At 45.7% G+C, this 23,246-nt stretch carries 25 protein-coding genes, 1 tRNA gene and 1 pseudogene; 17 read left to right on the top strand and 10 right to left on the bottom strand.

Annotated elements, in window-relative coordinates:
• Positions 1-21: 21 nt before the first annotated feature.
• Positions 22-456 (bottom strand): CAAD domain-containing protein, encoded by a 435-nt coding sequence (locus tag QUA03_RS20815; protein ID WP_333214562.1) that lies wholly within the window; start codon positions 454-456, stop codon positions 22-24.
• 342 nt (positions 457-798) lie between these two features.
• Positions 799-2,241, bottom strand: a pseudogene (gene gltX / locus QUA03_RS20810) (glutamate--tRNA ligase); the annotation flags it as partial.
• A gap of 115 nt (positions 2,242-2,356) precedes the next feature.
• Between gltX and QUA03_RS20805 the strand changes: the two are divergent.
• From QUA03_RS20805 to QUA03_RS20795, 3 genes are all read left to right on the top strand, one after another.
• Positions 2,357-2,500, top strand: coding sequence for a hypothetical protein (locus QUA03_RS20805; RefSeq protein ID WP_333214550.1), 144 nt, complete (start codon positions 2,357-2,359; stop codon positions 2,498-2,500).
• Between the two features lie 90 nt (positions 2,501-2,590).
• On the top strand, positions 2,591-3,088 hold the full coding sequence (locus QUA03_RS20800; protein ID WP_333214548.1) for a DUF393 domain-containing protein: 498 nt from the start codon (positions 2,591-2,593) through the stop codon (positions 3,086-3,088).
• 98 nt (positions 3,089-3,186) lie between these two features.
• The gene (locus QUA03_RS20795; protein ID WP_006632034.1) at positions 3,187-3,396 is read left to right on the top strand and encodes a hypothetical protein; all 210 of its coding nucleotides are present in this window, start codon (positions 3,187-3,189) and stop codon (positions 3,394-3,396) included.
• A 198-nt stretch (positions 3,397-3,594) separates the two neighbouring features.
• Here the strand turns inward: QUA03_RS20795 and QUA03_RS20790 are convergent.
• From QUA03_RS20790 to QUA03_RS20780, 3 genes are all read right to left on the bottom strand, one after another.
• A tRNA-Asp gene (locus QUA03_RS20790) sits at positions 3,595-3,668 on the bottom strand.
• 56 nt (positions 3,669-3,724) lie between these two features.
• Positions 3,725-4,852, bottom strand: a complete 1,128-nt coding sequence (locus QUA03_RS20785; protein ID WP_333214546.1) for an esterase-like activity of phytase family protein — start codon at positions 4,850-4,852, stop codon at positions 3,725-3,727.
• Between the two features lie 88 nt (positions 4,853-4,940).
• Positions 4,941-6,791: a TM0106 family RecB-like putative nuclease gene (locus QUA03_RS20780; RefSeq protein WP_333214544.1), complete on the bottom strand. Its 1,851-nt coding sequence runs from the start codon at positions 6,789-6,791 to the stop codon at positions 4,941-4,943.
• A gap of 95 nt (positions 6,792-6,886) precedes the next feature.
• On the opposite strand from QUA03_RS20780, the gene QUA03_RS20775 reads away from it, so the two are divergent.
• From QUA03_RS20775 to QUA03_RS20765, 3 genes are all read left to right on the top strand, one after another.
• Positions 6,887-8,167, top strand: coding sequence for an aminotransferase class V-fold PLP-dependent enzyme (locus QUA03_RS20775; protein ID WP_333214542.1), 1,281 nt, complete (start codon positions 6,887-6,889; stop codon positions 8,165-8,167).
• Positions 8,168-8,557: 390 nt separating this feature from the next.
• On the top strand, positions 8,558-8,782 hold the full coding sequence (locus QUA03_RS20770; RefSeq protein ID WP_333214540.1) for a DUF2281 domain-containing protein: 225 nt from the start codon (positions 8,558-8,560) through the stop codon (positions 8,780-8,782).
• Positions 8,782-9,186, top strand: a complete 405-nt coding sequence (locus QUA03_RS20765; RefSeq protein WP_333214538.1) for a type II toxin-antitoxin system VapC family toxin — start codon at positions 8,782-8,784, stop codon at positions 9,184-9,186. The genes QUA03_RS20770 and QUA03_RS20765 overlap by 1 nt, the downstream gene beginning before the upstream one ends.
• Before the next feature lie 497 nt (positions 9,187-9,683).
• Here QUA03_RS20765 and QUA03_RS20760 read toward each other — a convergent pair whose 3' ends face one another.
• Positions 9,684-10,913, bottom strand: a complete 1,230-nt coding sequence (locus tag QUA03_RS20760; RefSeq protein WP_333214560.1) for a ferrochelatase — start codon at positions 10,911-10,913, stop codon at positions 9,684-9,686.
• A 711-nt stretch (positions 10,914-11,624) separates the two neighbouring features.
• Here QUA03_RS20760 and QUA03_RS20755 point away from each other — a divergent pair.
• The 7 genes from QUA03_RS20755 to QUA03_RS20725 all read left to right on the top strand — a co-directional run bounded on the left by QUA03_RS20755 (position 11,625) and on the right by QUA03_RS20725 (position 16,769).
• Positions 11,625-12,209, top strand: a complete 585-nt coding sequence (locus QUA03_RS20755; protein WP_333214536.1) for a hypothetical protein — start codon at positions 11,625-11,627, stop codon at positions 12,207-12,209.
• The gene (locus QUA03_RS20750; RefSeq protein WP_333214534.1) at positions 12,202-12,927 is read left to right on the top strand and encodes a DUF3120 domain-containing protein; all 726 of its coding nucleotides are present in this window, start codon (positions 12,202-12,204) and stop codon (positions 12,925-12,927) included. Before QUA03_RS20755 ends, QUA03_RS20750 begins: the two co-directional genes overlap by 8 nt.
• A 195-nt stretch (positions 12,928-13,122) precedes the next feature.
• Positions 13,123-13,971, top strand: coding sequence for an alpha/beta hydrolase (locus tag QUA03_RS20745; RefSeq protein ID WP_333214532.1), 849 nt, complete (start codon positions 13,123-13,125; stop codon positions 13,969-13,971).
• Between the two features lie 108 nt (positions 13,972-14,079).
• Entirely contained in the window at positions 14,080-15,282 is a 1,203-nt protein-coding gene (locus tag QUA03_RS20740) for a pentapeptide repeat-containing protein (RefSeq protein ID WP_333214530.1), read from the top strand.
• 176 nt (positions 15,283-15,458) lie between these two features.
• Positions 15,459-15,824, top strand: a complete 366-nt coding sequence (locus tag QUA03_RS20735) for a hypothetical protein (RefSeq protein ID WP_333214528.1) — start codon at positions 15,459-15,461, stop codon at positions 15,822-15,824.
• A gap of 307 nt (positions 15,825-16,131) precedes the next feature.
• On the top strand, positions 16,132-16,458 hold the full coding sequence (locus tag QUA03_RS20730) for a hypothetical protein (RefSeq protein WP_333214526.1): 327 nt from the start codon (positions 16,132-16,134) through the stop codon (positions 16,456-16,458).
• Between the two features lie 35 nt (positions 16,459-16,493).
• Positions 16,494-16,769, top strand: a complete 276-nt coding sequence (locus QUA03_RS20725; RefSeq protein ID WP_333214524.1) for a hypothetical protein — start codon at positions 16,494-16,496, stop codon at positions 16,767-16,769.
• Between the two features lie 330 nt (positions 16,770-17,099).
• Here the strand turns inward: QUA03_RS20725 and argB are convergent, their stop codons facing one another.
• On the bottom strand, positions 17,100-18,011 hold the full coding sequence (gene argB, locus QUA03_RS20720) for an acetylglutamate kinase (RefSeq protein WP_333106273.1): 912 nt from the start codon (positions 18,009-18,011) through the stop codon (positions 17,100-17,102).
• A 246-nt stretch (positions 18,012-18,257) separates the two neighbouring features.
• Here argB and QUA03_RS20715 point away from each other — a divergent pair, with 246 nt between their 5' ends.
• Positions 18,258-19,049 carry an HAD family hydrolase gene (locus QUA03_RS20715; RefSeq protein ID WP_333214522.1) on the top strand — a complete coding sequence of 264 codons (792 nt, stop codon included), beginning with the start codon at positions 18,258-18,260 and terminating at the stop codon, positions 19,047-19,049.
• A 59-nt stretch (positions 19,050-19,108) separates the two neighbouring features.
• Here QUA03_RS20715 and mreD read toward each other — a convergent pair whose 3' ends face one another.
• The 3 genes from mreD to QUA03_RS20700 all read right to left on the bottom strand — a co-directional run bounded on the left by mreD (position 19,109) and on the right by QUA03_RS20700 (position 21,573).
• Positions 19,109-19,675 (bottom strand): rod shape-determining protein MreD, encoded by a 567-nt coding sequence (gene mreD / locus QUA03_RS20710; protein WP_333214520.1) that lies wholly within the window; start codon positions 19,673-19,675, stop codon positions 19,109-19,111.
• Entirely contained in the window at positions 19,672-20,478 is an 807-nt protein-coding gene (gene mreC / locus QUA03_RS20705) for a rod shape-determining protein MreC (RefSeq protein WP_333214518.1), read from the bottom strand. The genes mreD and mreC overlap by 4 nt, the downstream gene beginning before the upstream one ends.
• An 87-nt stretch (positions 20,479-20,565) precedes the next feature.
• Positions 20,566-21,573, bottom strand: coding sequence for a rod shape-determining protein (locus QUA03_RS20700; RefSeq protein ID WP_006632285.1), 1,008 nt, complete (start codon positions 21,571-21,573; stop codon positions 20,566-20,568).
• 330 nt (positions 21,574-21,903) lie between these two features.
• Between QUA03_RS20700 and QUA03_RS20695 the strand changes: the two genes are divergently transcribed.
• The 3 genes from QUA03_RS20695 (at position 21,904) to QUA03_RS20685 (ending at position 23,212) form a co-directional block, all read left to right on the top strand.
• Positions 21,904-22,263, top strand: a complete 360-nt coding sequence (locus QUA03_RS20695) for a single-stranded DNA-binding protein (RefSeq protein ID WP_190663675.1) — start codon at positions 21,904-21,906, stop codon at positions 22,261-22,263.
• A gap of 47 nt (positions 22,264-22,310) precedes the next feature.
• Positions 22,311-22,832 (top strand): tetratricopeptide repeat protein, encoded by a 522-nt coding sequence (locus QUA03_RS20690; RefSeq protein ID WP_333214517.1) that lies wholly within the window; start codon positions 22,311-22,313, stop codon positions 22,830-22,832.
• 77 nt (positions 22,833-22,909) lie between these two features.
• On the top strand, positions 22,910-23,212 hold the full coding sequence (locus QUA03_RS20685) for a hypothetical protein (RefSeq protein WP_333214516.1): 303 nt from the start codon (positions 22,910-22,912) through the stop codon (positions 23,210-23,212).
• Positions 23,213-23,246: the final 34 nt, after the last annotated feature.

The following is a 23,246-nucleotide window of genomic DNA, read 5'->3' as shown; positions in this document are numbered from 1 at the left end:
CAAACAAATTACAGCAAAAGTTTAGGACTTTTTGCCGAAAACTTGTTCTTTCAATGCTTGAATTTCTTGAGCTAATTGTTGCCGATTGGACGATCGCAGCAAATAGCGGTAGATAAACCACCCGGTGTATCCGATACCAATTAGCTCGAATGTGGGTGCTAGCAGGGGAATGTCGTTGAGTTCATCTATTATCCCCAAAAGCACTTTCAAAGAGATAATCGAGGCTACAATTACACCGATAACAGTCAGGGGACTTTTGTACTGTTCGTAAAAGCTGCCGATGTAAGCGGGAAACTCGGACAAAATTGCGATAATTTGTTCTTTGATCTGCTGGCTCTGGCTTGGTGTTTCGTCGGTAATTATGACTTTTGTGGTATCGCTGGAACTGTCTGCTTCATTTCCGGCAGGAATTTCGGTGATGATAACGGTTGTTTCTGGTTCGTTTGATGAAGTCATTTCTCCACTCGCAATAGTTTTTTGCTGGTTGGCTGCAGGTATTTCAACTGCTGCTGCGGCTGTTTCCACAGGCGATATTTCGACTGCTGAAACCTCGGTGCCGGCTGTTTCCACAGGCGATATTTCGACTGCTGAAACCTCCGTTCCGGGTGTTTCCACAGGCGATATTTCGACTGTTTCCACAGGCGATATTTCGACTGCTGGCACCTCGGCCGCTGCTGTTTCCACAGTCGGTGTTTCGACTGTTGGCTGTTCTGTAGCAGGAGTTTCGGCGACTGTTTCTGCGTTTGATTGTTCTGGGGTTGGAGTTTCGGCCGCCACACCAACACCAGGCAAATTCAAGTTGCTAATGGCATCAAGCAAACGGGTTTTAGCCGTTCCTCGCTGGTGAAGGATTACCCAAGATTCTATCAGGTCGGGGCCGTGCATTGCACCTGTCAGAGCGGCTCTGAGCGATCGCATAATTAGCCCTTTGTTAAGATTTTTCTCTTTACTGAGCTTTTTAGTGATTTTCTGAGCTTCCGCTGATGTCAGGGACGAATGACTTTCCATCGCTTCTACAACTGCTTGTAAAGCCTGTGCAGCCCCTGTTTGCTGCAACTGTGCGAGTGCTTCTTCTTCGTATTCCACCGTGGTGGAGAAGAAAACCTTACACATATCCACAGCATCGGTTAAGCGAACGAGACTCGGGCCGATTAAAGCAGCTATTTGTTCGAGCCAGGGGCGGTCTGCCTCCAAGTCAAACTCATAACCGCCTTTCTGCCACCAATAAGGTATCAGCAAATCTGTCAATTGCGGCACTGGCATTTTGTGCAGGTATTGACTGTTTAGCCAATTGAGTTTATCCCAATCAAATTTTGCACCAGCTTTGTTGACTCGATAGAATGTAAATAATTCTGCTGCTTCCGACAGTGTAAATATTTCCTGCGTTGAATCTGGCGGAGTCCAACCGAGCAAAGTCATGTAATTAACTAAAGCTTCGGGCAGGTAGCCCATATCTTTGAAGTCAGAAATCGAGGTTACGCCGTCGCGTTTAGAAAGCTTTTGTCCTTGGGAGTTTAAAATCAGCGGCGTGTGGGCAAATTCTGGGATTGTCGCGCCCAAAGCTTCGTAGAGCAATATTTGTTTGGGAGTATTGCCGATGTGATCTTCGCCACGAATGACGTGGGTGATGCCCATGTCGATGTCATCGACAACTACTGCGAGGTTGTAGAGGGGTTGGCCGATGACGCCACCGCTGGATGCACGGGCAATTACCATATCGCCGCCGAGGTCGCTACCTTTCCAGGTTACGGTGTCGCGCACCATGTCGTTCCAAGCGATCATGCGATCGTCGTCGATGATAAACCGAATCACAGCTTGTCGCCCTTCGCCTTCAAAAGCTGCGCGCTCTTTGCTTGTCAAGTTGCGGTGTCGGTTGTCGTAGCGGGGGGCTTGTTTGTTGGCTTTTTGTGCTTCCCGCATTTCGTCGAGTTCTTCCGACGTGGTGTAGCAGCGGTAGGCGAGTCCATTGTCTAGAAGGGTTTGGACTGCTCGGCGGTATATTTCCAGACGCTGCGACTGAAAACTCGGGCCTTCGTCCCAGTTCATACCCAGCCAGGTGAGGCCTTCGAGGATGTTATCGGTGTATTCGCTTTTAGAACGTTCTACGTCTGTGTCTTCTACCCGCAGGATGAATTTGCCGCCTTGGTTGCGGGCAAACAGCCAGTTGAATACGGCGGTTCTGGCGGTACCGATGTGTAGGTTTCCGGTGGGACTGGGGGCTAGACGGACTCTGACATTCATGTAGATTTTTGCTTTTAGATTGGGCGATTTGCTGGTTGGGGGAATAGCTGATGTTTAAGACTTTAAATTTTATTATATTTTGTTGCCGAATTAACAGTTGTGCTTGGCAGGTGCTTTGCCTCGAATTGTTCTATCTTCGACGATCGGGCGATCGGGCGAAAGTTTCCGGCAAGGCACGAGAAGCCATCTTGATGATATTAGCATTGCGGGCGGCCAAGACTGGATTCACCTTTGGGACTATTTTTCACAGCACAAATAACTGCTTTAGGAGTACCCAAGGCGCACCTGATAAATATTTATCCTTGTAAAATGTTTGTGTGCGATCGACGACATTAAAATATATTTCCCTATGTCTGCTACTAAAACCGAGTTTTCCGAATCTGTTGCGCCCTCACCCAAGTCTGTTGCGCCTGCTTGGCAGATTGAGTTACTGTACGACGGTGAATGTCCTCTGTGCGTGCGGGAGGTTAATTTCTTGAAAAAACGCGACGCGGGGCGAGGTTTAGTGTCGTTTGTGGATATCGCGGATGATGGCTACAACCCGGAGGCCCACGGCGGAATCGACTACGAAACAGCGATGGGTCGGATTCATGCGATATTACCCGACGGTACGGCAATTAAAAATGTGGAGGTTTTTCGTCGCACCTACGAGATTTTAGGGATGGGATGGATTTATGCAGTTACTAAGTTACCAGTGATCGGGGCGATCGCCAATTGGCTGTACGGAATTTGGGCTGACTGGCGGTTGAAGCTGACGGGAAGGCCGGATTTAGCAACTATTATGAGCGATCGAACTCAGCGGATCGAGTGCCCAAGTCAGGGCCGCTGCCAACCAAACTCGAAATGAGTCATATTTAATAAGTGCGATCGATCTATCAGAAGATGTCAGCAGAAACAGGCTGCAACTAACATTAAAGATAGACTACATATTAAAGGTCAAAAAAAATGCAAGATGCAGGCTATACAGTCTTCATGGGCTTCGGCGGTCTCTGGATACTTATGGGAATTGCCGCTGTGATTTTCCTGTTCAAATCCGACGGTCAAAAACTTAGGTTTGGCAAATGGGGATTGCTAGTTGCTATTCCGATCCTCGTGCCGATAGTCCTAGTTTTGACATATCAGATCGCCCGACCCTTTATTTCCTCGCACCTTTGAGCGCTGCTGGGAGTTAATCAAACGGGCAAAGGGTCAAAAGGAAATCTTGCCCCCAACAGTCAATCTAAAACGGATGCCATTTCCTTTTCCTTGCTTTTTAGGAAAAATCTTACGCAGTGGTCGCATTTTGAGCGCAAACTACATCAGTACTAGATCCAATCAAAACAATCAAAGTTTAAAAGCTTGACTACGAGAGAACGGGACAGACGGGGCTCGAACCCGCAACTTCCGCCGTGACAGGGCGGTGCTCTAACCAATTGAACTACTGTCCCTCGTTTTGCCGTTTTTTCAGGCACAATTTCTATTATGCCTATCACTTCACCTTTTGTCAAGAGGTTTGTTGAACTTTTATTTGGAAGCCCAAAATTTGAGTCTCTTGCAGGGGACTGAAGTTGTTGTCGCTCACCAAAATCAGACCTCTGCTAGCATCCGCCAGGACGGGGCCAAATGTCAACCCCTCAATGTTGTCTAGGGGAATTTTCAGGGTTTCCAAATCCAGCAGCAGGCGTTTTTGAGCGGGAGAAACCTCGCTGAGACGGCTTTTGAGGCTTTCGAGTGCTTCTATACGATCGCTCTTTTCCAGAGAAATCTCAAAAATTCTGATAGTTGTGCCGGTTTCCAGGGAGAAAGCACGCTCTAAACTCAGCAAGCGGTTATCGTCGATCGCCAACAAATCCACTAAACCGTTGCTAGTTAATTTTCCCACAGGATTCGCACCAGCGGGTAGCGGTTCGGTGATGTAGAGAAACGATGCTTCTGGATTGCCACTCACCGCATCGTAGCGCAAAATCCGGCACGGAGTCCCGGTTTCCAGGGAAGCTACGGCGCCATCTTGAACCAAGGCGTTTTCGGTAGCGGTGAATAGGTATTTGCGATCGGGCGTTAAAGTTAAACTTTCAAATGATAGATTGTTGCGGATGCCTTTAGTGCCTTTGTCATCCGGCAAAAATAGTTCAGGAATTGCCAGCGTTTTCAGGAGTTTACCATCGATGGAGAACTCTTTGATAAAAGGATTTATTTGGCGATCGACATCTCCCTCAGAAGAAACAAACACGCTATTGCCCGTAAAAGCTATCCCTTCGGGATCTAAACTTAATTCAGGAAAACCTTTGCCCTTTTCATCTAATAAAGTAGTCACACCAGTAAAAGTAATTTGCTCTTTTTCCAGTTTACCCGATTGCAAGTTGATTTTGAGAGTATAGAAGCGCGCCGGAGCCTTGCTGCTGCGGTCATCAGAAATGGCATAATAAACTTGTTTCTCGGCATCATAAGTAATGCTCGATAGTCCGCCAATTTCCGTACCCTGAAACGGAGAACCTGTAGGAAATATTGCTCTGCCGATAAAATCTATTTTCGTAACGGCGAAAGATTGAGCTGACTGGTTTACCCAAATAGCAACACTTGCTGCCATCAAAAAACAGACAATAAATATAGTTGCTTTTGCTAACTTTCGCATTTTACCAATAAATACATTATTACCTATCTTCCTCTTCCCTTTCTTCCTTCGCGCCCTTCGCGTCTTCGCGGTTCATTAAATCTAAAAATCACGGCTCATGATTCAGCAAAAAATTGGTCAACCAATCTTTAACCACATAAGTAGCACGACAGTCGTCCTCATTGTAGCGGACGATCGCCTCCAAGAGCGATCGATCGCCAGTTTTGAGCCAATCGTCGTACCAGCAGACGCACTGAGCACCATTAGCCTTAGCATCTCGCCAGTCAAAACCCAGCCAGCGGGCAATTGGTTTAAGTGCGTAACTTTCCACGGGCATAATCGCTTTTTGTGTCACTTGTTTGTGAATATCTACAAACCGTTTCAGCACAGGTTTCCACAAATAAGCGGGAGTATTGTAAAGTTTAGCCAGTCGCTTAAAAGTCTTGACTTCGTAGTCGCAAAAGTGGAAAATCGGAGCAATGGGATAAGCCCACATTAATTCTAAAAATTGCTGCCAGATTGCACCTTCCTCTGCTGCTGATTCTGCTAAAAAACCGTGGAATTTTTCCGTATTGTTGTACCTATCAACCACTAAGACTCCGTGGAGGTAATCTAAGTTTAACTCTGGTTCCGCTTCAATATCAAAGTAGAGTTCGATTGGGGCGATCGGCAAAAAGACTGATTGGGAATAGGGAATTGGTTTCTTGCGGAGAATTGGCGCAGGTATAGAAGATATCGCAGGTTTATTTTCTCTAATTTTTACTTCCTCAACTGCGATGTCATTCAAGATATTGTCTACAATATCTGGTACTATTTCAGATGAGTTAATTTCTTCTGAATTCTCACTTCTACGTTCTTCTCGATCGTTAATCAGTGTATCCGCGTCAAAATCCGTGTCGTGCCTTCCTTCTTCCTTCTTCCCTCTTCCTTCTTCCTTCTTCCTGACATCCGTTACATCCGTTACAAAATCCGTTGCCGAACTTCCTTCTTCCCGCAACAGCGGTTGATTTAGCAAGTGCGATTGAGCTTGCTGCACCACATCAAAAGCAACTCTGTCCGGGAATTCGGGATACTCAGCCAGCAGTTTGGAACTAGCATTAGCGAGAGCTTCTACATCAGTAATTTCGAGAGTTTTTAGTCTAGCATAGCGGCTGGCAGTAACTCCCGGCAATAAGGAAAGATGTTTAATAGATTCGGCTTCGGCGTGACAGATAGTATACCAACCGCAAAGATTGCACTTTTGCCGGGAAATGAACACCTCTGGTTTATCCCGATTTTCTATCATCTGAAGGCAGTTGTCTAAAATCTCGAACATCTGAGGAGTTCGCTGGTCGAGATTCACCTGCCACCACCCTTTTTTTCGCAGCATCAGCCACGCAGCCTCGGGCATTGTTTCCTGTACGGAAGCTAAAACTTGGGCGTGAAAAGCTGCGATAATTTGATACTCTTGTTTTGGTCGCTTGCTAAGCCAAATATCCGCAGTAATATAACTCCAATTGCCAAATTTTGATTGTCCCGGCTGTTTGATTAATAAATGGGGGCGGCTGATCAGGGTAATGTTGGAAGAGTGAAGATTGGAGGATGAAAGATGAACGGGAGTTTCGGGGATTTCGCCAAATTCTGGGAAATATTGACTGTCAATTCCTACCACAGAAGTTGTTGCGGCGTTGGTTTTGCCGAATTCGCCCTGGATCAGAACTCCTCGGTAAATGCGATCGACCCCTTGCTGCATTAAACTCAATGTAGCGGCCGCGCCGGCTTCCCAATCCCCTCTAGGATAATATGGTTGTTGGTAAGTCTCGTGTTCCAAAGCTTGCTGCTGGTATGTCGCGCTGTCGCGCATCAGTTTCAGCAAAAAGTCGCTGGGGGGATCTAGTTGTTTCCAGTCTCCGCAGGTGTCTAAAAAAGCTCGGAGATTGCATCGTTGATAGGAAAGTAGCAGTTTGTCAGTTATTAACATTTAGTATTCGCAAGGCATAGAGTATCCGGCAAAAGGTATAAAATTCACAGCATTAGTTATTCAATATTAACGCTATCAATAATTCCCCAAAAAAAATGACAAAGGACAATCACCGCCAACAATTCCCAGCTTTGGCCAATAAAGCTTATTTTAACTACGGCGGACAAGGACCGCTGCCTGAGCCTGCTTTAGGGGTGATTTATGAGGCTTACAAACGGGTGCAGCTTGGGGGGCCGTTTTCGGCGGAAGTGGGGGCTTGGGTGGTTCAGGAGGCGATGCTGACGCGACGTGCGATCGCATCTGAGTTGGCTGTACCTCCTGAAACCATCGCCCTAACTGAAGATGTCACCGTCGGCTGCAATATTGCGCTGTGGGGCATTGACTGGAAAGCAGGCGACCATTTGCTGCTTTCTGACTGCGAACACCCCGGCATTGTAGCTAGTGTAATGGAACTTCAGCGCCGTTTCAACATTGAGGTTTCGGTTTGTCCGTTGGCGGCTACTTTGAATGAAGGTGATCCGGTGGCGGTGATTGCTGATAGTTTGCGGCCAAATACTCGCTTGTTGGTAATCAGTCACATTTTGTGGAATACTGGCCAAGTTTTGCCTCTGGCTGAGATTGTGAAAGTATGTCATGAACCCCCCCTAACCCCCCCTTGCCAAGGGGGGGGACAAGAGGATTTTTCCCTGATTCAAGGGGATAGGCAAGAGGATTTTTCCCTGATTCAAGGGGGGAGACAAGAGGATTTTTCTGCAAAGAAGCACAAAGTTAGGGTGTTAGTTGATGCGGCTCAATCTGTGGGGGTTTTGCCTTTGAATTTGATTGAATCGGGGGTTGACTTTTATGCTTTTACTGGTCACAAATGGTGGTGCGGCCCGGAAGGTTTGGGCGGACTTTATGTGAGCGCTGAAGCTTTGGCAGATTTGCATCCGGTGTTTATCGGTTGGCGGGGAATTGTGACGGATGCTAATGCTAAAGTCCTTGGCTGGAAGCCTGGATCGCAGCGCTATGAAATTGCGACTTCGGCTTATCCTTTGTATGCGGGTTTGCGGAGTGCGATCGCCCTGCAACATGAATGGGGTACGATCGAGGAAAGGTATTCAGAAATCTGCCGTTTGAGTAAGTATCTCTGGCAGCGTTTGTCGGAACTTCCCGATGTGGAATGTTTGCGGAAATCTGCGCCGGAAGCTGGTTTGGTTTCGTTTCGATTAACTAATGGGATGCCGCACAAAAAGCTTGTCGATTTGTTGGAGAAAGAGGGAATTATGGTAAGGACTATTCTTAATCCTGATTGTGTGCGGGCTTGTGTTCACTATTTTACAACTGAGGCGGAGATGGATAAGTTGGTTGGGGCGATCGCAAATCAATTAGTATAGTCTCTAGCTTAAGGATTCTTCTCAAATCAAGAGTATGTCTAGTTAAACCCACATTTTAAACTATTCTCAAAAGCAGGCTTTCCGGCCTGTTCCACAATAGTTAAATTTTATTGTGCGGTGGGTTTTTAGGACACCCATCAAAGGCTTATTGACAATTATGCCAGATCTCAGGTTAAACAGTGATGTTATCCTAGATTTCGGAGGCGACGAATATGAACGCTATGGATGGTACTTTTCAGAATAAATTGGTTATATACTAAAAGCAGAGGGTACTCGGATGCCAGTAAATTACCGTTAAATACAAAATAGTCAGGTTGAAAAAACATTTTTTAGATTTTCCAAGCAAAGGCGTGACGATTATTTTGGAGTAATTACGGAGGAAAATAAACGATGAATTTAGAGCAAGCAGTTTTAGATAAGTTGCGAGCATTGCCCCCGGAACGGCAGCAAGAAGTTTTAGATTTTGCTGAATTTCTTCAACAAAAAACTCTTCTTAAACGATCCCTAAAAAGCGTCAAAGGAATGTGGGCTAATTTAGATATCAATATCACGGAAGAAGATATTGCCCAAGCTAGAAAAGAAATGTGGGAAGATGTTCCAAGAGAGGATATTTAATGACAGCCGTTGTCGCCGACACTCATACAATTATCTGGTATTTGCGGGAGACTGCTCGATTATCGCCAACCGCAATGAATGCTTTGGATGCAGCATTAGCAGAAGGCTCTCTGATTTATGTATCGGCGATTTCTGTGGTAGAAATAGGCTATTTAGTGGAAAGGTATCGATTGCCCGAAGAGGCTTTTCGGCAGTTAATTAATGCTTTATCTGATTCGGGGACTGGGTTAGAAATAGCCTCTCTGGATTTAATAACAGCACAAACTCTGCGTCAGATTCCCCGCGATATAGTGCCTGATATGCCAGACAGAATTATTGCCGCTACTGCTTTATCCTTGAGTCTTCCCTTAGTCACCCGCGACGCGAAAATTCAAGCGTTAACCACTATTCAGACAATTTGGTGAGTATGAGGGGAATTTACCATGCTTTTCCGCATCCCGGAATAACAGTATATCCAATGATTGTAGGGCTTTTAATAAGTCTGATGTCGATAACTGTGCAGTTTTTGGCAGTTTTGTCTTCAGAAACCTGATTTATCAATCAAAATTAATCATTGAGGAAATCGATTTAAGTCTAATTTAATCAAAGTTTCAGATAACCATTTTTCTGCTTCATCATAAGTAAAGCCACGAGACGATTTGGCAACATTAGCCATCTATTCACAGTAGATTCTATAAGGATTAGAGTCTATATCAACAGACCAATGAGGTTGATTTAAATCAGGTATTCTTCCTCCAACATTCCAGCAATAAACAACGGTTGGTAATACCTGGCTTTTAACAAAGTGGAGAACTTTTTTCTTCATACTTTTTTCAAAAATTGCGATCGCTCTCTCAATAATAAAGCAAATCGCCCCTTCTCTAAAAAAAGCAAGGGACGATCGACTTTTTAACTCAATTAATTAATGACTGTGCCCGTGCCCGCCATGAGAATGCCCATGATCCCCATGAGAATGCCCGTGATCACCATGAGAATGCCCGTGTCCCCCATGAGAATGACCGTGCCCTTCATGAGAATGACTGTGCTCGCGCTGCGCCGCAGCCAAACTCGGATTAACAGCAACCGCAGTTTCACTCAACAACGCTTCAATCTGTGGATTTGCCCACTCAGCCGCCATTTTCAGAAACTCTGGATGGTCATTCACGCAAGGCAATTTGCGGTAAGTAACTCCTTGACGCTGTTTCTGCAAAGACTCAATAATGTGGTCTACATCTAACAAAGTTTCGTGATTTTCTGTGGCAAATCCGATCGGCATAAAGACGATCGCAGTTGCACCCAAATCGATCAAATTCTTCGCAGCCAACGTCGCATCCGGCTGCGTCCATTCAATCAGCGGCGTGTCGTGGTTCAGCCAACCCACCGAAATCAAAGGATAGCGATACATCAAACGTTCCCGCACGCGATCGTACAAAGCTTGACTTTCCACAATACCCGAAGTAAAGCCCTTCGCCTTGTGCGGACAACCGTGATTCATCAGCACAATCCCAATCTGAGAAGGCAAATGCGCTACAGCTAAATCGTTCTTAATTTCCTCTTCAACCAAATCCGCCATTAGCTGGATGTAAGCAGGTTCATCGTAAAAAGAAGGAATGTAGCGCTGTCCTTTTACCCAATGTTCCTTACCATCAAAGGTTTGTGCTAAAGCTTTATTCACCTGTTCGACTGCAATGCCACTGGTGAAAACAGAATCAACTACCAACAGCGGATAAATCAGAATTTTGTCAAATCCTTCTGCTTGAATTTGCGGAATTACTTGTTCCGGCAAAAATGGCGCGCAAAAGTTAAAAGCTTTGAACACTTTTACTTTATCGCCCCATTTCTCCTGTAAATTCTTTTCAATCCCAGCGCGCTGCTGTTCAAAAATTGCATTGTGCGGCGAAACGAATTGACCGTGTTGGTGACTCCACTCGTGCAAGTCAAAGATTGCTAAAATCTTCGCCAGCGGCGGATAAATCCAAAGCGGTACTGGCGCAAACTTTGCCGTAAGCAAATTTAAAGCTTGTTCGTTGTAGTTGGCAAAATCGTCGTAGCTTTCGACTTCGCCGTAACCCATCAGCAATACAGCAACGCGATCGTTACTTGCGGGTGCTGCAGATGTTTTGTACTCGATTTTTTCTGGAGAAGCAACCACTTTGTATTCCTCAATTTTATTTATTCTAAGAGATCCAGGCAGGATGAAGGGAGAATCGGAGATTTTTCCTTGTGTGCGATCGCACGACTGACGTGCGCGGGGCTGATTCCCGATTTCTGCGCCCATACTTCCCGGTCAAACCTCTTATTTATCCTAGAAACCGGATTGATGAGCATCAGTCCTAAGTAGGTTTTTTGACCAAGAATTTCTTGATGGTACCCGCCACGTGATTTATCCGTGGAATCAATCGCAAATCGAAAATCCTCAAGCCTCCGCATTTATCCGTGGGGTCAATCTAAAATCTCAAATCTAAAATCCAAAATCGATTGACCCTGACCCAAAATTCGTAGGGCAGCTAAGCTGGCAGGCCTCTAATTTTCACAATCCTGTTTCTTTAAGCTTTTGTGGGGTCAGCTTCGACGCCGCCGGAAAAGTTAAATCTAAATACAGAACAGCTTAAAACTAGAATCAGCCTTTGCTAAGCTTGACAGGAGATGGGGCAGGGGGGGATAAGTTTCATGTTTTCTTAAGACTCCCTGACCTTGCCTCAGATTAATGCCGTTTGGAGCGTTCCCAGCATTTAACTTGGGGGGATACTCTTCAAACTTGACTCTATTATAAGTTTAACACCCTATCCCCTGGGGTAGTATATGATATAGTAGCTATATGATAAAGTTATGTTGCGAACTATATTAACTTTCTTGACGAACTATGAGACTGGTAATTTGCCCCGGAGTCCACGAACCAAAGCTAACCGACTGTTTCCTGACGGGACTTTCGGGGCTTTGGGGACTGGCAGCCGATCGCCAAAACCAGCAAATAGTCGATCGTGTCAAGATTTTTCCCGCTCATAAATACCCGCCTTTTTCAGCTCTTGACATATTCCACTTTTTGTGCAGCGAAGAGTTAGGAGGAGAAAGTCTAGTATTTGTCAGCTTTTCGGCAGGAGTAGCCGGGGCGATCGGGGCGGCTTGGATGTGGCAGCAACTTGGCGGCAAAGTCGGGGCTTTTTTTGCCTTAGATGGTTGGGGAGTACCCCTGGGGGGCAATTTTCCCATCCACCGAATCAGCCACGATCGCTTTACGCACTGGAGTTCAGCAATTCTCGGTGGCGGTGGAGAAAGCTTTTATGCAGATCCCGCGATCGAACATTTGGATTTATGGCGAGCTCCCCAAACGGCAAAAGGCTGGCACGTCAGCCAAACCGCCGGCGGCATTGAGACTGTCGCACCCACAACCGCAGCAAAATTTTTAGTCCACCTATTGAAACAATACGGAGTTCAATCAGTTGTTTAATCTAAATTTAGTATCCTCAGCGATCGCACCTATTGCCACCATCGCCCGCCTTGACAATTCTGTCTCTTCAGCCACAACAAACAGCATCAAACAGTGGTTGATATTTAGCGCCTCAGCATTTTTAGTCTCAATTCCAGTCTTCGTGCAAGCACCGTTAGTTCGGTTATATCCAACCATCAGTTTGCTATCAACTATCCCCTGGTTCGTTCTGAGTTTAATTCTAATTTTCCGCCCCAAAACCCAACTTTGGGGAGATTTATTATTAGGATTTGCCGGATGCTGGCTGGCAGGTTCTATCTATTGGGGCTGGTTTAGATGGGAACCAATTTTACATCTACCTATAGAAGCAATTGGCTTGCCTTTTGCTATTTGGTGCTTGGGCAAATCTTGGGGAAAAGTTGGCAGCTATTTTTACTTTGGTTCGCTATTTGGCACTGCCATTACTGATTTATATTTTTACTTAACAGGCTTGATGCCCTACTGGCGCCAAGTGATGCACGCGGAACCGGAATTAGCTATGCCGATTTTTCAAAGTGCGATTGGTCAAATTGAAACTCCTTGGGGCATAGGTTGGGCTCTCGTTTTAATCGCTGTGTTGCTAACAGTCGGTTTGCTGAGTTTGCGCGATCGAGAACTTCACTGGCGCGCTTTCAGCGGAGCAGTGTTAAGCACGCTTTTGGTAGATGGTTTATTTTGGTTGGCTGCTTCTGCTGCTTAAGATTTATGATTAGTTTTTATGTTGGTAATTTTTGACCGCAGATGTGGGCGGATTGACCCAGAGTAACGCAGATTTTTTTGATGGATGTAGTCTTGAAATTCCTGACTTCTTAAAGAAGTCGGGAATTTGGGTATTTACTGAACAATTATGAGTTAAAATCTAAAATCTAAAATCTAAAAATCCCAAATCAATATCATGTCTTTCATTTCAATTCGCGGTGTAGAACATTATTACGAGTGGATAACGGCAGATAACAGTTCCCAACCTAGCGGGAAACCAGTGATGGTATTCCTGCACGGCTGGGCGGGATCAGCGCGCTACTGGGAAAGCACGGCACGGGCTATTGCTGATGATTTTGATTGTTTGCTCTACGATATGAGAGGTTTTGGTCGATCGCCCTTGCCAAAAGAGCCTCCTGAGTCCAGCTACGAACTCGAAACCTACGCCCGCGATTTAGCTGAATTATTAGAATCTCTGAATTTAAGCCGCGTCTTTCTCAATGCTCACTCCACAGGAGCATCAATTGCTACTTTATTTCTCAACCTTTACCCCGAAAAAGTAGAAAAAGCAATTCTCACTTGCAGTGGCATTTTTGAATACGACGAAAAATCTTTTACAACTTTTCACAAATTCGGTGGCTATGTGGTAAAATTTAGACCCTCTTGGCTGGCATCCATCCCGTTTGCCGATCGGCTATTTATGGCCCGGTTTTTGCGCCGTTCCCTGCCCACAGAGGTCAGTCTGGCGTTTCTAAAGGATTTTTTAATGGCAGACGAGCAAGCTGCTATCGGTACAATGGTGACGGCAGTCAGTAAAAGAGCAGCCGAGGAAATGCCCCAAGAATTTGCGCGGCTGAGTGTTCCCACACTGCTTGTGGCCGGAGAATTTGACCAAATTATTCCCGCCACCATGGGAGAGCAAGCAGCCTCCCTCAGCAAAAAAGTAGAATTTGTTATAATTCCGAATACGGCTCACTTTCCCATGCTGGAGGATGCCGCAACATACTTGCAGCGAATTCGAGACTTTTTGCCAGCAGCGGCTTAGCTGAGTTATTGTTCATCTAATGTACGATCGGACACGCAAGCTTTGAGAACGGCTTTTGCTCCGATCTTAATTTTTAATTTCTAATTTCTTAAAGCGAAAGGTGGTACAATGAACGACCTCGACCAATACTATAAAGTGCTGGGACTGTTGCCGGGAGCTTCCAGAGAAGAAATTAGCCAAGCCTACAAGGATTTAGCGTTCATTTGGCACCCCGATCGCATCCCCAAAGACAATCCCAGACTACTACAGAAAGCTGAAGAGAAGATTAAGGAAATTAATCAAGCTCGCGAACAATTGCGATCGATTCAACCAAGAGGTCAGAATCAGAACGTTCAGCACAAACATACTCAGCACAAACACACCCAGCAACAAAACACCCAGCACAAACATACCCAGCAACAAACTACTCAGCAACAAAACGCTCAGTACAGAAACACTCAGCAACAAAATACTCAGCAACAAAACGCTCAGTACAGAAACACTCAGCAACAAACTACTCAGCAACAAAACGCTCAGTACAGAAACACTCAGCAACAAACTACCCAGCAACAAAACGCTCAGCAACAAAATACTCAGCAACAAACTACCCAGCAACAAAACGCTCAGCAACAAAATACTCAGTACAGAAACACTCAGCAACAAAACGCTCAGCAACAAAATACTCAGTACAGAAACACTCAGCAACAAAACGCTCAGCAACAAAACGCTCAATACCAAAACGCTCAGTACAGAAATACTCAATATCCAAACACCCAGCACCAAAACACTCAGCCACCACCGGCCAACCCAAAAGAACCGCGGTACTCTTCTGAACCCTCTTCAGGAAAATATCCTGGAAATTATGCGGGAAACTATGGGGGAAACCCTGCAGGGCCCTATTCCGAGGCGTCCCGCTACCAATCGCAGCCACCGCCATCTCAGTCTTACCGCCAAGCTGGGCCGCAAGCTCCCGATTTGAGCGGTTCCAACTTCAAAGGAGCTTCCTTAAAAGAAAAGGATTTTTCAGGGAGAAACTTGAGCAATGCAAACCTGAGTGAAGCCGACTTAAGTGATGCTTTTCTACACAACGTCAATCTCACAGGCGCGAATTTGCATCAAGCTAACTTGTTCCGGGCTAATTTGTTAGGAGCTTGTTTGATCAATGCCAACTTGAGAGAAACCAACTTAATCGGAGCCGATTTGAGCGGTGCTGACTTGAGCGGTGCTGACTTAACAGGAGCGAAAATCGGTTACGGCGATCGAGTTATGGTCAAACTTACCCGGACTACATTAACAGGTACAATCTTACCCGACGGTACTGTTCATAGCTAAATTATTTAGTTTTTAGTCAGTGGTTGTAGACGTGGGTTTTACCCGCAATATTTGCTGCAATTCCTAATACACTGTAGTTTAGACTAACCAAAGATGAGAACGGTGGCAAAAGAAGAACTAGAGCCACCGCGCCAGGAGAGAATGAGGGTGAAAAATAAAACCTATCCACTCCTTAAATGAACAGTGAACGATTAAAGGACTTTCGTCAAGCAGCATACGAGTTATTGGTGCTGGCGAAAGATGCAACAAGAGAGCTCATGGATGCAGTGATGACCACTCCGAATGCGTCATGTTTAGCGGAATTTTCACTCAATCCATTATTCAAGCGTCAATGGCCAAGCGTCTATGAAGCGTTACAAGACTGTAGACCAGACCGAAAAAAACTGATGGAGTTGTATCTGGAGCAATTACAGAAAGAAGCACCCCCAACAGAACACATATTAGTGGCAATCGACCACACTGCATGGAGGAGACCAGATGCCAAAACATTAAAAGACAGAACCCATGAATATCAGAGGGGCTCCATTGTTGGACAGGGATAAAGTACAATTGCGTGGATACCTGAAGCACAAGGAAGTTGGGCATTACCCCTACTCCATGAAAGAATTAGTAGTGGGTCTTCACCCATACTTCAAGCAGCTTCCCAACTTAAACTTGTCTGTGAACAGAGCGTCAACCCAGTTTTAGCAGTCTTAGACGCCCGAATATGGCAATGCAACTTGGGTATTAGCGTTAGCGCAAGCTTCCATTCTTGCTGATTGTTTAATGAGAGTCCGAAAGAATGCCTGCTTATGGTCAGCACCACCAGCATATAGTGGCTGCGGTAGACCACGGAAACACGGGCAAAAAATGAGACTCAACGACCCAACTACATGGCTCGAAGCTGATACTGCGATTGAAATTGATGAACATCCCGATTTGGGACAAGTCCGAGTCAGACAATGGATTGACTTACATTTTTATCGTGCCCCTGGACAAAAAGTCAATTTAATCCGGGCCCTTAAGAATGAAGCCCATGTCAAATGGTCAACCGTTTCCACCCTTATGGTTGGCTTGGGTTGGAGAACGAACTCTACCCAAGCGAAACTGTTTGGTTCAAATATTTACGACGCTTTGGAGTCGATCATTGGTATCGGTTTGCGAAGCAAAGATTGCATTGGACATTGCCTAAATTGAGAACTCCTGAACAATCTGAGCGTTGGAGTGATTTAATGCCGTTGATGAGTTGGCAACTCTGGCTGGCACAAGATTTAGTAATTGAGAATAGACTTCCTTGGCAATCTGCTACTATCAATTTAACTCCTGGGCCTGTTGCCCAATCCATGTTGTCGCTTTTAGTTGACATTGGTACTCCTACTAAAATCCCTAAACATAGGGGAAAATCCCCCGGTTGGGAAAAAGGAAAGGTACGTACCAATGCCCCGTGCTATCCCACTGTCAAAAAACGGGTTTCTCGACGTAAAAAGTCTTCAAGGTTAGCCATTTAATCTTCTCCCTCTTGAGTTTTTAAGCAACAGTTTGCCTGAGATTCAAAGGTCGCTACTTTTAGCTGCGCTCATTTTTTAGTCTAAACTACAGTACTTAGCGCTAATCGCGTATTTGAAATCGGCTTAAGAAGCGCAACAGCATCCAAAACTCTAAAGTATTTTATTATAGTTTCAGAAAAGCTGAAATTCAACAACGGTTAGAATTAGTTGAAGTAATTTCCCCGAAGTACATTCTCAAGGTTTTTAGGGGCAGGTTTAGTTAGGATATACGCAATCGCAGCGAGTTTACACCTTTCACGCACCCGCCCTCCCCACGCTAGGATTTACACATTACTTCGGCCTTAAGTTCGCGCTGCTAAACTCAGAAGCCACAATCATCGACCCAATCCCCGCATCCGTAAATATTTCTTGCAGCAAAGCATGAGGAATTCGACCGTCAATAATGTGAGCACCCTTCACACCCTGAGCCAAACTCCGCACACAACAATTAACTTTCGGAATCATCCCCCCAGAGACAACTCCCGACTCAACCAACTCTCTTGCTTCTTGAATATCTAACTTAGCAATCAGACTATCCGGCTTGTGATAATCCTCTAAAATTCCCGCAGTATCAGTCATCAAAATCAACTTTTCCGCTCCCAAACCAGCCGCAATTTCCCCAGCCACCGTGTCAGCATTAATGTTGTAAGATTGACCTTTTTCATCCGCTGCCACGCTCGACACCACCGGAATATAACCGCTGTTCACCAAAGACTCCAAAATCTGGATTTTCACCCCGCTGACTTCACCCACAAATCCAATTCCCTCGCGGCCATCTGGACGAGCTTGAATCAGATTGGCATCCTTGCCACATAATCCTACTGCTTTGCCGCCAGCTTGGTTGATTAAGGAAACAATTTCCTTATTTACTTTCCCCACTAAAACCATTTCTACAACTTCCATTGTCGCCGCATCAGTCACTCTCAAACCATCCTTGAATTGCGGCTCAATTCCCAGTTTTTCCAGCCAAATATTAATTTCCGGGCCGCCGCCGTGAACCACAACCGGACGCATCCCCACGCAAGCTAGCAGCACAATATCTCGAACCACCTTGTCTTTGAGATTGCTATCTTTCATCGCCGCACCGCCATATTTGACCACTATGGTGCGACCGGCAAAGTGTTGAATGTAAGGCAGTGCTTCGGACAGCACCTCTACTCGATTAGTGTCCGAATTCCTAACAAAATCGCTTTGTTTGAGCATGGGTAAATTACACAAGACTAAAAACTTAATTCTAAACTTTAATGGCTAAAGCACATATTAACAGCCACAAAAATCACTTTTTCCCTTGAATTTATCTACGCGCAGGCTCGATCGCCTTTATTGAACCCCATCCTCAAAAAAATCATAGGTTTTTTTAATAAAAGCATTAAAATTTATGTATTATAACTTATACATTTTTTGCTACAGTCAAGAAATGTATAACTCCCTAGATTTACTTAACGTTTTATGTTAACTGCTGTCGCCCAAGACTCCGAAAACCTTCAGTACAAGCTACCATCAGAGGCTGAGTCGTCCCCCCGGATGACGGTATTTTGCGATTTAGACGGGCCCATAGTCGATGTGTCCGATCGCTACTATGCCACCTATCAACAGGGATTGGCCGATACTCAAGCAGCTTATCTCGAGCGGGGAATCAACCTCAACCTTCAAATCCTCAGCAAACAGCAGTTTTGGCAAATGAAACAAAACCGAGTGCCCGATGCTGAAATAGCCAAAAGTTCCGGCTTGTCGGGAGAAGAAATTCACGTTTTTCTAGGATGCGTGAGTCACCTTGTCAATCAACCAGACTTGTTGCACTTAGATCGCATCCAGCCGGGGGTGCAATGGGCGATCGGACTTCTGCACTCCCGCGGCGTGCGGCTGATTTTAGTCACCCTGCGGCCGAGAAATCAAGCCGTTCAACTGTTACAAAATTACGGTTTAGCCAGACTGTTTACCAGCATTCGCGGAACTCAGATGGCGGATGCCGCCTATCACAACTATACAGCCTTAAAAACTGAATTGTTGGCTGAAGTGGCAGAAGAATTTGAGTCATCGCTGGGTTCGGCTTGGATGATCGGAGATACAGAAGCAGACATCCTCGCAGGAAAAGCATTGGGAATACCTACAATTGCCGTTACCTGCGGAATTCGCAGTCGCTATCAACTGCAAAAGCATCAGCCTAATTTAATTCTCAGCGACTTGATTATTGCCGTTCATCACTTATTAGGTTCTGGTCAACAACTAATAGTAGAATGACTACACTTAACTGTTGACTGTTAACTGATGAATGATGACTAATGAGTAATGAGTAATGACTAAGGTTTTTCTACATTCCTGGTCATTTCCCACAAGCGATTGAGCGGAAAATAAATCACCGGAGCCCAAAGACTGCTAAGAATAGCAGAACACAAAGCCACTCGCTGGTGATAGCTCCAAATTTCCAGTAAAGCCCGATCGCCCATAGCAAAAAATTGCAGCCCCATCACCGTTTCCGCTACCACCGCCATCCCAAATACAATTAACGCGATCGGAATCGGATCTCTCTCAACAATATCTGCCGGAATCGACCAGGTTTTCTGTAAAACAACTGTTAAGACTCCTACAACAACTAGACTCACAGCGTGGCTGGGATGAGGAGCCGTCATCGCATCTTGAAGAAACCCCAAAACCAAGCCCATGCTAGCAGCTCCCCAAACTGTACGTTTCCGCTTAATACTCCAAGCTACCAACCAAATTAACAGCCAGTTCGGTCCAATTCCCAGCAATTCCATTCCCGGCATCCGAGTGGGCAATATCAGTATGCACAGCATCACAGATAGAAATGTAACTGCGAAGTTGAGAAATGGGCGCGCTCGCGAAGACATCCGAGATAAAGCTTTCATTGTTGCTGTGCTCCCTCAGATGCTGCTGAAGATTGACTCGGCGAATCCTTCGGTTCGGCTTGCTTAGAGTGCGGGTAAACCACAGCCCACTCCAGAGCATTCATCGGTGCAGAAAACTCAACCACAGCTTCAGGAGCCGGAGTTTTATTCATATCCACCGAAACCACTTTTCCCACAGGCAAACCAGGAGGGAACAACTGACTGTAAGAAGAAGTTGAAACCACATCCCCAGGCTTGACATTGGGAACATTCTCAAAAAACTCCATGACAGCCTGATTTCCGCCTTTCCCGCGCATAAAACCCATGTGGCGACTGCGGGTAATTCCCACACCCAATTGACTCGTAGCGTCGCTGACTAACAGCACTAAGCTAGTATTAGGAGTAACGCTGACAACCCTGCCTACTAAACCGCCGGGGCCCATCACAGTAAAATCTGTTTTGATGCCATCGTTACTGCCGCGCCCCAAGGTTACTTGCTGCCACCAGTGGTCGGCGCTGCGACCGACAATAGGAGCTACAATCCCTGCTGGTTTCTTAGCCGAAACATAACCTAAAAGCTCTTTTAGCTTCTGATTTTGATTTTCTAATTCTAATAACTGCGCTTGCAATTCTTGAGTGCGCGCCGAGATAAGTTCCTCTTGCCCAGAGCCGTTGGCGTGAAACGGACGAGTCACCCAATTGTAAACTTCAAATACTGCAGCACCTTGTGTTTGTCTAACTCCCCAAGCGGCAGTTACAGCTAAACCTAGAAGAGCAATTTGCAGCCGCAGATCCCACCACTTTCGGAATGTATTTTTTAGCATAATTTCACTAATCTAAAATTGTTAAGTCAGGATTTTAGATTTGAGATTGCAGCCGTATTTCTAAATCCACAATCCCAAATTGTTTAACTACATATTACGCGAAGACTGCCCGCTGAAAACCCGTTCCAACTGTTTGTTTTCCAATACCCTACCAGTTCCCAAAACCACGCAGCACAGCGGATCTGCTGCCACGTGAGTGACAATTCCTGTTTCGTGACTGATCAGAGTATCTAAACCTTTCATCAGCGCGCCACCACCAGCCAGCATAATTCCCCTGTCAATAATATCTGCTGCTAATTCCGGGGGGGTGCGTTCCAAAGTACGCTTGACAGCTTCCACAATTACTGAAAGCGGTTCCGACATACTTTCGCGAATTTCTGGGCCTTTGATAGTAACAGTTCGTGGCAAACCAGACAGTAAGTGCAAGCCCCGCACTTCCATCATTACATCGTCATCCTCTGGAGTTGGATATGCAGAACCAACCTGAATCTTAATTTCTTCAGCAGTGCGTTCGCCGATGACCAAATTGTGAACTTTTTTCATGTATTGGACGATCGCCTCATTGAGTTCGTCGCCGGCTACCCGCACAGACTCACTGATCACCGTACCTTGCAAACTCAAAACCGCAACTTCCGTCGTACCTCCGCCTATATCTATAATCATATTGCCAGTCGCCTCAGCAACAGGCAGTCCAGCCCCGATCGCTGCAGCGATGGGTTCATCAATTAACCGTACTTCTCTAGCACCGGCCTGAGTCGCCGCCTCAATGACAGCACGCCTCTCAACTCCGGTGACACCGCTGGGGATGCCAATAATTATCCGAGGCGAAACTAAGCTTCGGCCTTCGTGAACCCTGCGGATAAAAGTCTTCAGCATCAGTTCCGCCGTATCGAAGTCTGCAATTACCCCGTCGCGAAGCGGGCGCAGTGCTATGACATTCCCTGGCGTGCGGCCGAGCATTTTTTTTGCTTCTTCTCCAACAGCCAGCGGTATTTTTAAATCTTGGTCGATCGCCACTACAGAAGGTTCCTGCAGAACAATACCTTTGCCCGATACATAAACGAGCGTGTTAGCAGTACCGAGGTCGATACCCATATCTCTAGATAACGAAAATCGATTGAGAAGACCCACTGATTCGTACCCCCCCCAAAAACTAAAATACTATTGTGTGCAATAATGTTGTTACAAAAGTGTAACCGAGGTGGATTCTATTACGTTTTTCATCCTGAGTCTAGTCAGAAATGTACATTGTCGAGCTCAGGTTGAGCGCAGACTTGCCAATCATCCACCATCAATATGTTCTCCTAACTCGGTGTACAATCAGGATGAAGCCTCATAAGCGTTGTTCCAAGTTCAGTTTGGAGGCTAATGCGCGTGTGGACTGTTTAACTACATCACCGATCGACCACATTCCCAAAAAAGTTTATGAGTCTTAATGTTGTGACTTTAGTAGGCCGCGTCGGCGGCGACCCGGACGTTAAGTATTTTGAGTCGGGTACAGTTAAGTGTAGTTTGACGCTGGCAGTGAACCGCAGAACTAAGAACAGCGATCAACCAGACTGGTTCAATCTGGAAATCTGGGGCAAAACAGCGCAGATTGCTGCTGACTACGTTCGCAAAGGCTCTCTAATTGGCGTAACAGGCTCTTTGAAGTTCGATCGCTGGCAAGACCGCAACACCGGTTCAAATCGCTCGAAGCCCGTAATTAAGGTAGACCATTTAGACTTGCTGGGTTCCAAACGCGACAACGAGTCGGGTATGTCGCAACACAACAGCGAATTCTAGCGTTTGGGGAATTTGGGAAGTAATATTTGTGAATTGGGTGGGTGCTCGTGACTTCAGAAAAGTTAGAAATTGTTCAAACTGAGTACCAAGCTGGGCAAGTAGCTTTTGAGAGTGGCCGGTATGCTCAAGCTGTGCAGAGTTTAGAAACAGCTACCGGTTTAGTCGATCGAAATTCCCGGTTGGGCGGTGAGGTGCAGATGTGGCTAGTGACAGCCTACGAAGCCTCTGGCAACACAGAAAGGGCGATCGAGCTTTGCCGCCAGCTCACCCGCCATCCTCGCCAAGAAACCCGCCAACAAGCAAAGCGCTTGCTGTTCATTCTCGAAGCTCCCAAACTCACTATCCCTCCTGAATGGATGGTGAAAATCCCTGATTTGGCAGCTTTAGATGAAAATCAATCAATCAGTTTTCAAGCTAATCCCAACGCTGATATCAAGTACGCTAAACCCAAGCCAGTCGTACCAGAGCCTGTAGATTTGAGTCAGGTTAATACGAAAGATAATACGTTTATCTGGGTGGCGTTAATTGCGATCGGGCTAATTTTAGGCGGCTTATTTCTTAGTTATTAATCATTTTTTCATTCGCACAAACTCTATCTCTAGGGTGCGCCTCGGCGCACCTCACCCCTACTGAGAGAAGTTAAGCAATGCCTTTTAGTAATTATAAAAGTATCAGCGCAGTCGCCAAAGAATTCCAAATTAATTGCCTGCGGGATAATTTCATTGTCGAAACAGAATTTGCAGTCAGCGACGTTTTTAGGAATGAATTAGAATTGATTTTCAATGAGGGAGTATTTGACAACTCGGAAATCGCCATTTGTGAAAATATCATTTATCCTGTATTAAAAGAAGTTTGGAAAAATTATCGCAGTAGTTTTCTCCTCTGGAGTCACCAAACCTTAGTCTATAATAGACATCTCCAAAAACAATTAAAGCCTTTGTGTAACTAGGCTGTATGACGTAAATGCAATCATCCTAAATTAG

The sequence above is a fragment of the Microcoleus sp. S36b_A4 genome, assembly GCF_036700645.1.
GTDB lineage: Bacteria > Cyanobacteriota > Cyanobacteriia > Cyanobacteriales > Microcoleaceae > Microcoleus.
This window is presented reverse-complemented; position numbering and strand designations above follow the sequence as displayed.

Bases quoted from the DNA above. Each gene is read 5' to 3' on its own strand.
- QUA03_RS20815 (WP_333214562.1), bottom strand. From the start codon at position 456: ATGACTTCATCAAACGAACCAGAAACAACCGTTATCATCACCGAAATT.
- QUA03_RS20800 (WP_333214548.1), top strand. From the start codon at position 2,591: ATGTCTGCTACTAAAACCGAGTTTTCCGAATCTGTTGCGCCCTCACCC.
- QUA03_RS20795 (WP_006632034.1), top strand. From the start codon at position 3,187: ATGCAAGATGCAGGCTATACAGTCTTCATGGGCTTCGGCGGTCTCTGG.
- QUA03_RS20785 (WP_333214546.1), bottom strand. From the start codon at position 4,852: ATGCGAAAGTTAGCAAAAGCAACTATATTTATTGTCTGTTTTTTGATG.
- QUA03_RS20780 (WP_333214544.1), bottom strand. From the start codon at position 6,791: ATGTTAATAACTGACAAACTGCTACTTTCCTATCAACGATGCAATCTC.
- QUA03_RS20775 (WP_333214542.1), top strand. From the start codon at position 6,887: ATGACAAAGGACAATCACCGCCAACAATTCCCAGCTTTGGCCAATAAA.
- QUA03_RS20770 (WP_333214540.1), top strand. From the start codon at position 8,558: ATGAATTTAGAGCAAGCAGTTTTAGATAAGTTGCGAGCATTGCCCCCG.
- QUA03_RS20765 (WP_333214538.1), top strand. From the start codon at position 8,782: ATGACAGCCGTTGTCGCCGACACTCATACAATTATCTGGTATTTGCGG.
- QUA03_RS20755 (WP_333214536.1), top strand. From the start codon at position 11,625: ATGAGACTGGTAATTTGCCCCGGAGTCCACGAACCAAAGCTAACCGAC.
- QUA03_RS20745 (WP_333214532.1), top strand. From the start codon at position 13,123: ATGTCTTTCATTTCAATTCGCGGTGTAGAACATTATTACGAGTGGATA.
- QUA03_RS20740 (WP_333214530.1), top strand. From the start codon at position 14,080: ATGAACGACCTCGACCAATACTATAAAGTGCTGGGACTGTTGCCGGGA.
- QUA03_RS20735 (WP_333214528.1), top strand. From the start codon at position 15,459: ATGAACAGTGAACGATTAAAGGACTTTCGTCAAGCAGCATACGAGTTA.
- QUA03_RS20730 (WP_333214526.1), top strand. From the start codon at position 16,132: ATGAGACTCAACGACCCAACTACATGGCTCGAAGCTGATACTGCGATT.
- QUA03_RS20725 (WP_333214524.1), top strand. From the start codon at position 16,494: ATGCCGTTGATGAGTTGGCAACTCTGGCTGGCACAAGATTTAGTAATT.
- argB (WP_333106273.1), bottom strand. From the start codon at position 18,011: ATGCTCAAACAAAGCGATTTTGTTAGGAATTCGGACACTAATCGAGTA.
- QUA03_RS20715 (WP_333214522.1), top strand. From the start codon at position 18,258: ATGTTAACTGCTGTCGCCCAAGACTCCGAAAACCTTCAGTACAAGCTA.
- mreD (WP_333214520.1), bottom strand. From the start codon at position 19,675: ATGAAAGCTTTATCTCGGATGTCTTCGCGAGCGCGCCCATTTCTCAAC.
- mreC (WP_333214518.1), bottom strand. From the start codon at position 20,478: ATGCTAAAAAATACATTCCGAAAGTGGTGGGATCTGCGGCTGCAAATT.
- QUA03_RS20700 (WP_006632285.1), bottom strand. From the start codon at position 21,573: ATGGGTATCGACCTCGGTACTGCTAACACGCTCGTTTATGTATCGGGC.
- QUA03_RS20695 (WP_190663675.1), top strand. From the start codon at position 21,904: ATGAGTCTTAATGTTGTGACTTTAGTAGGCCGCGTCGGCGGCGACCCG.
- QUA03_RS20685 (WP_333214516.1), top strand. From the start codon at position 22,910: ATGCCTTTTAGTAATTATAAAAGTATCAGCGCAGTCGCCAAAGAATTC.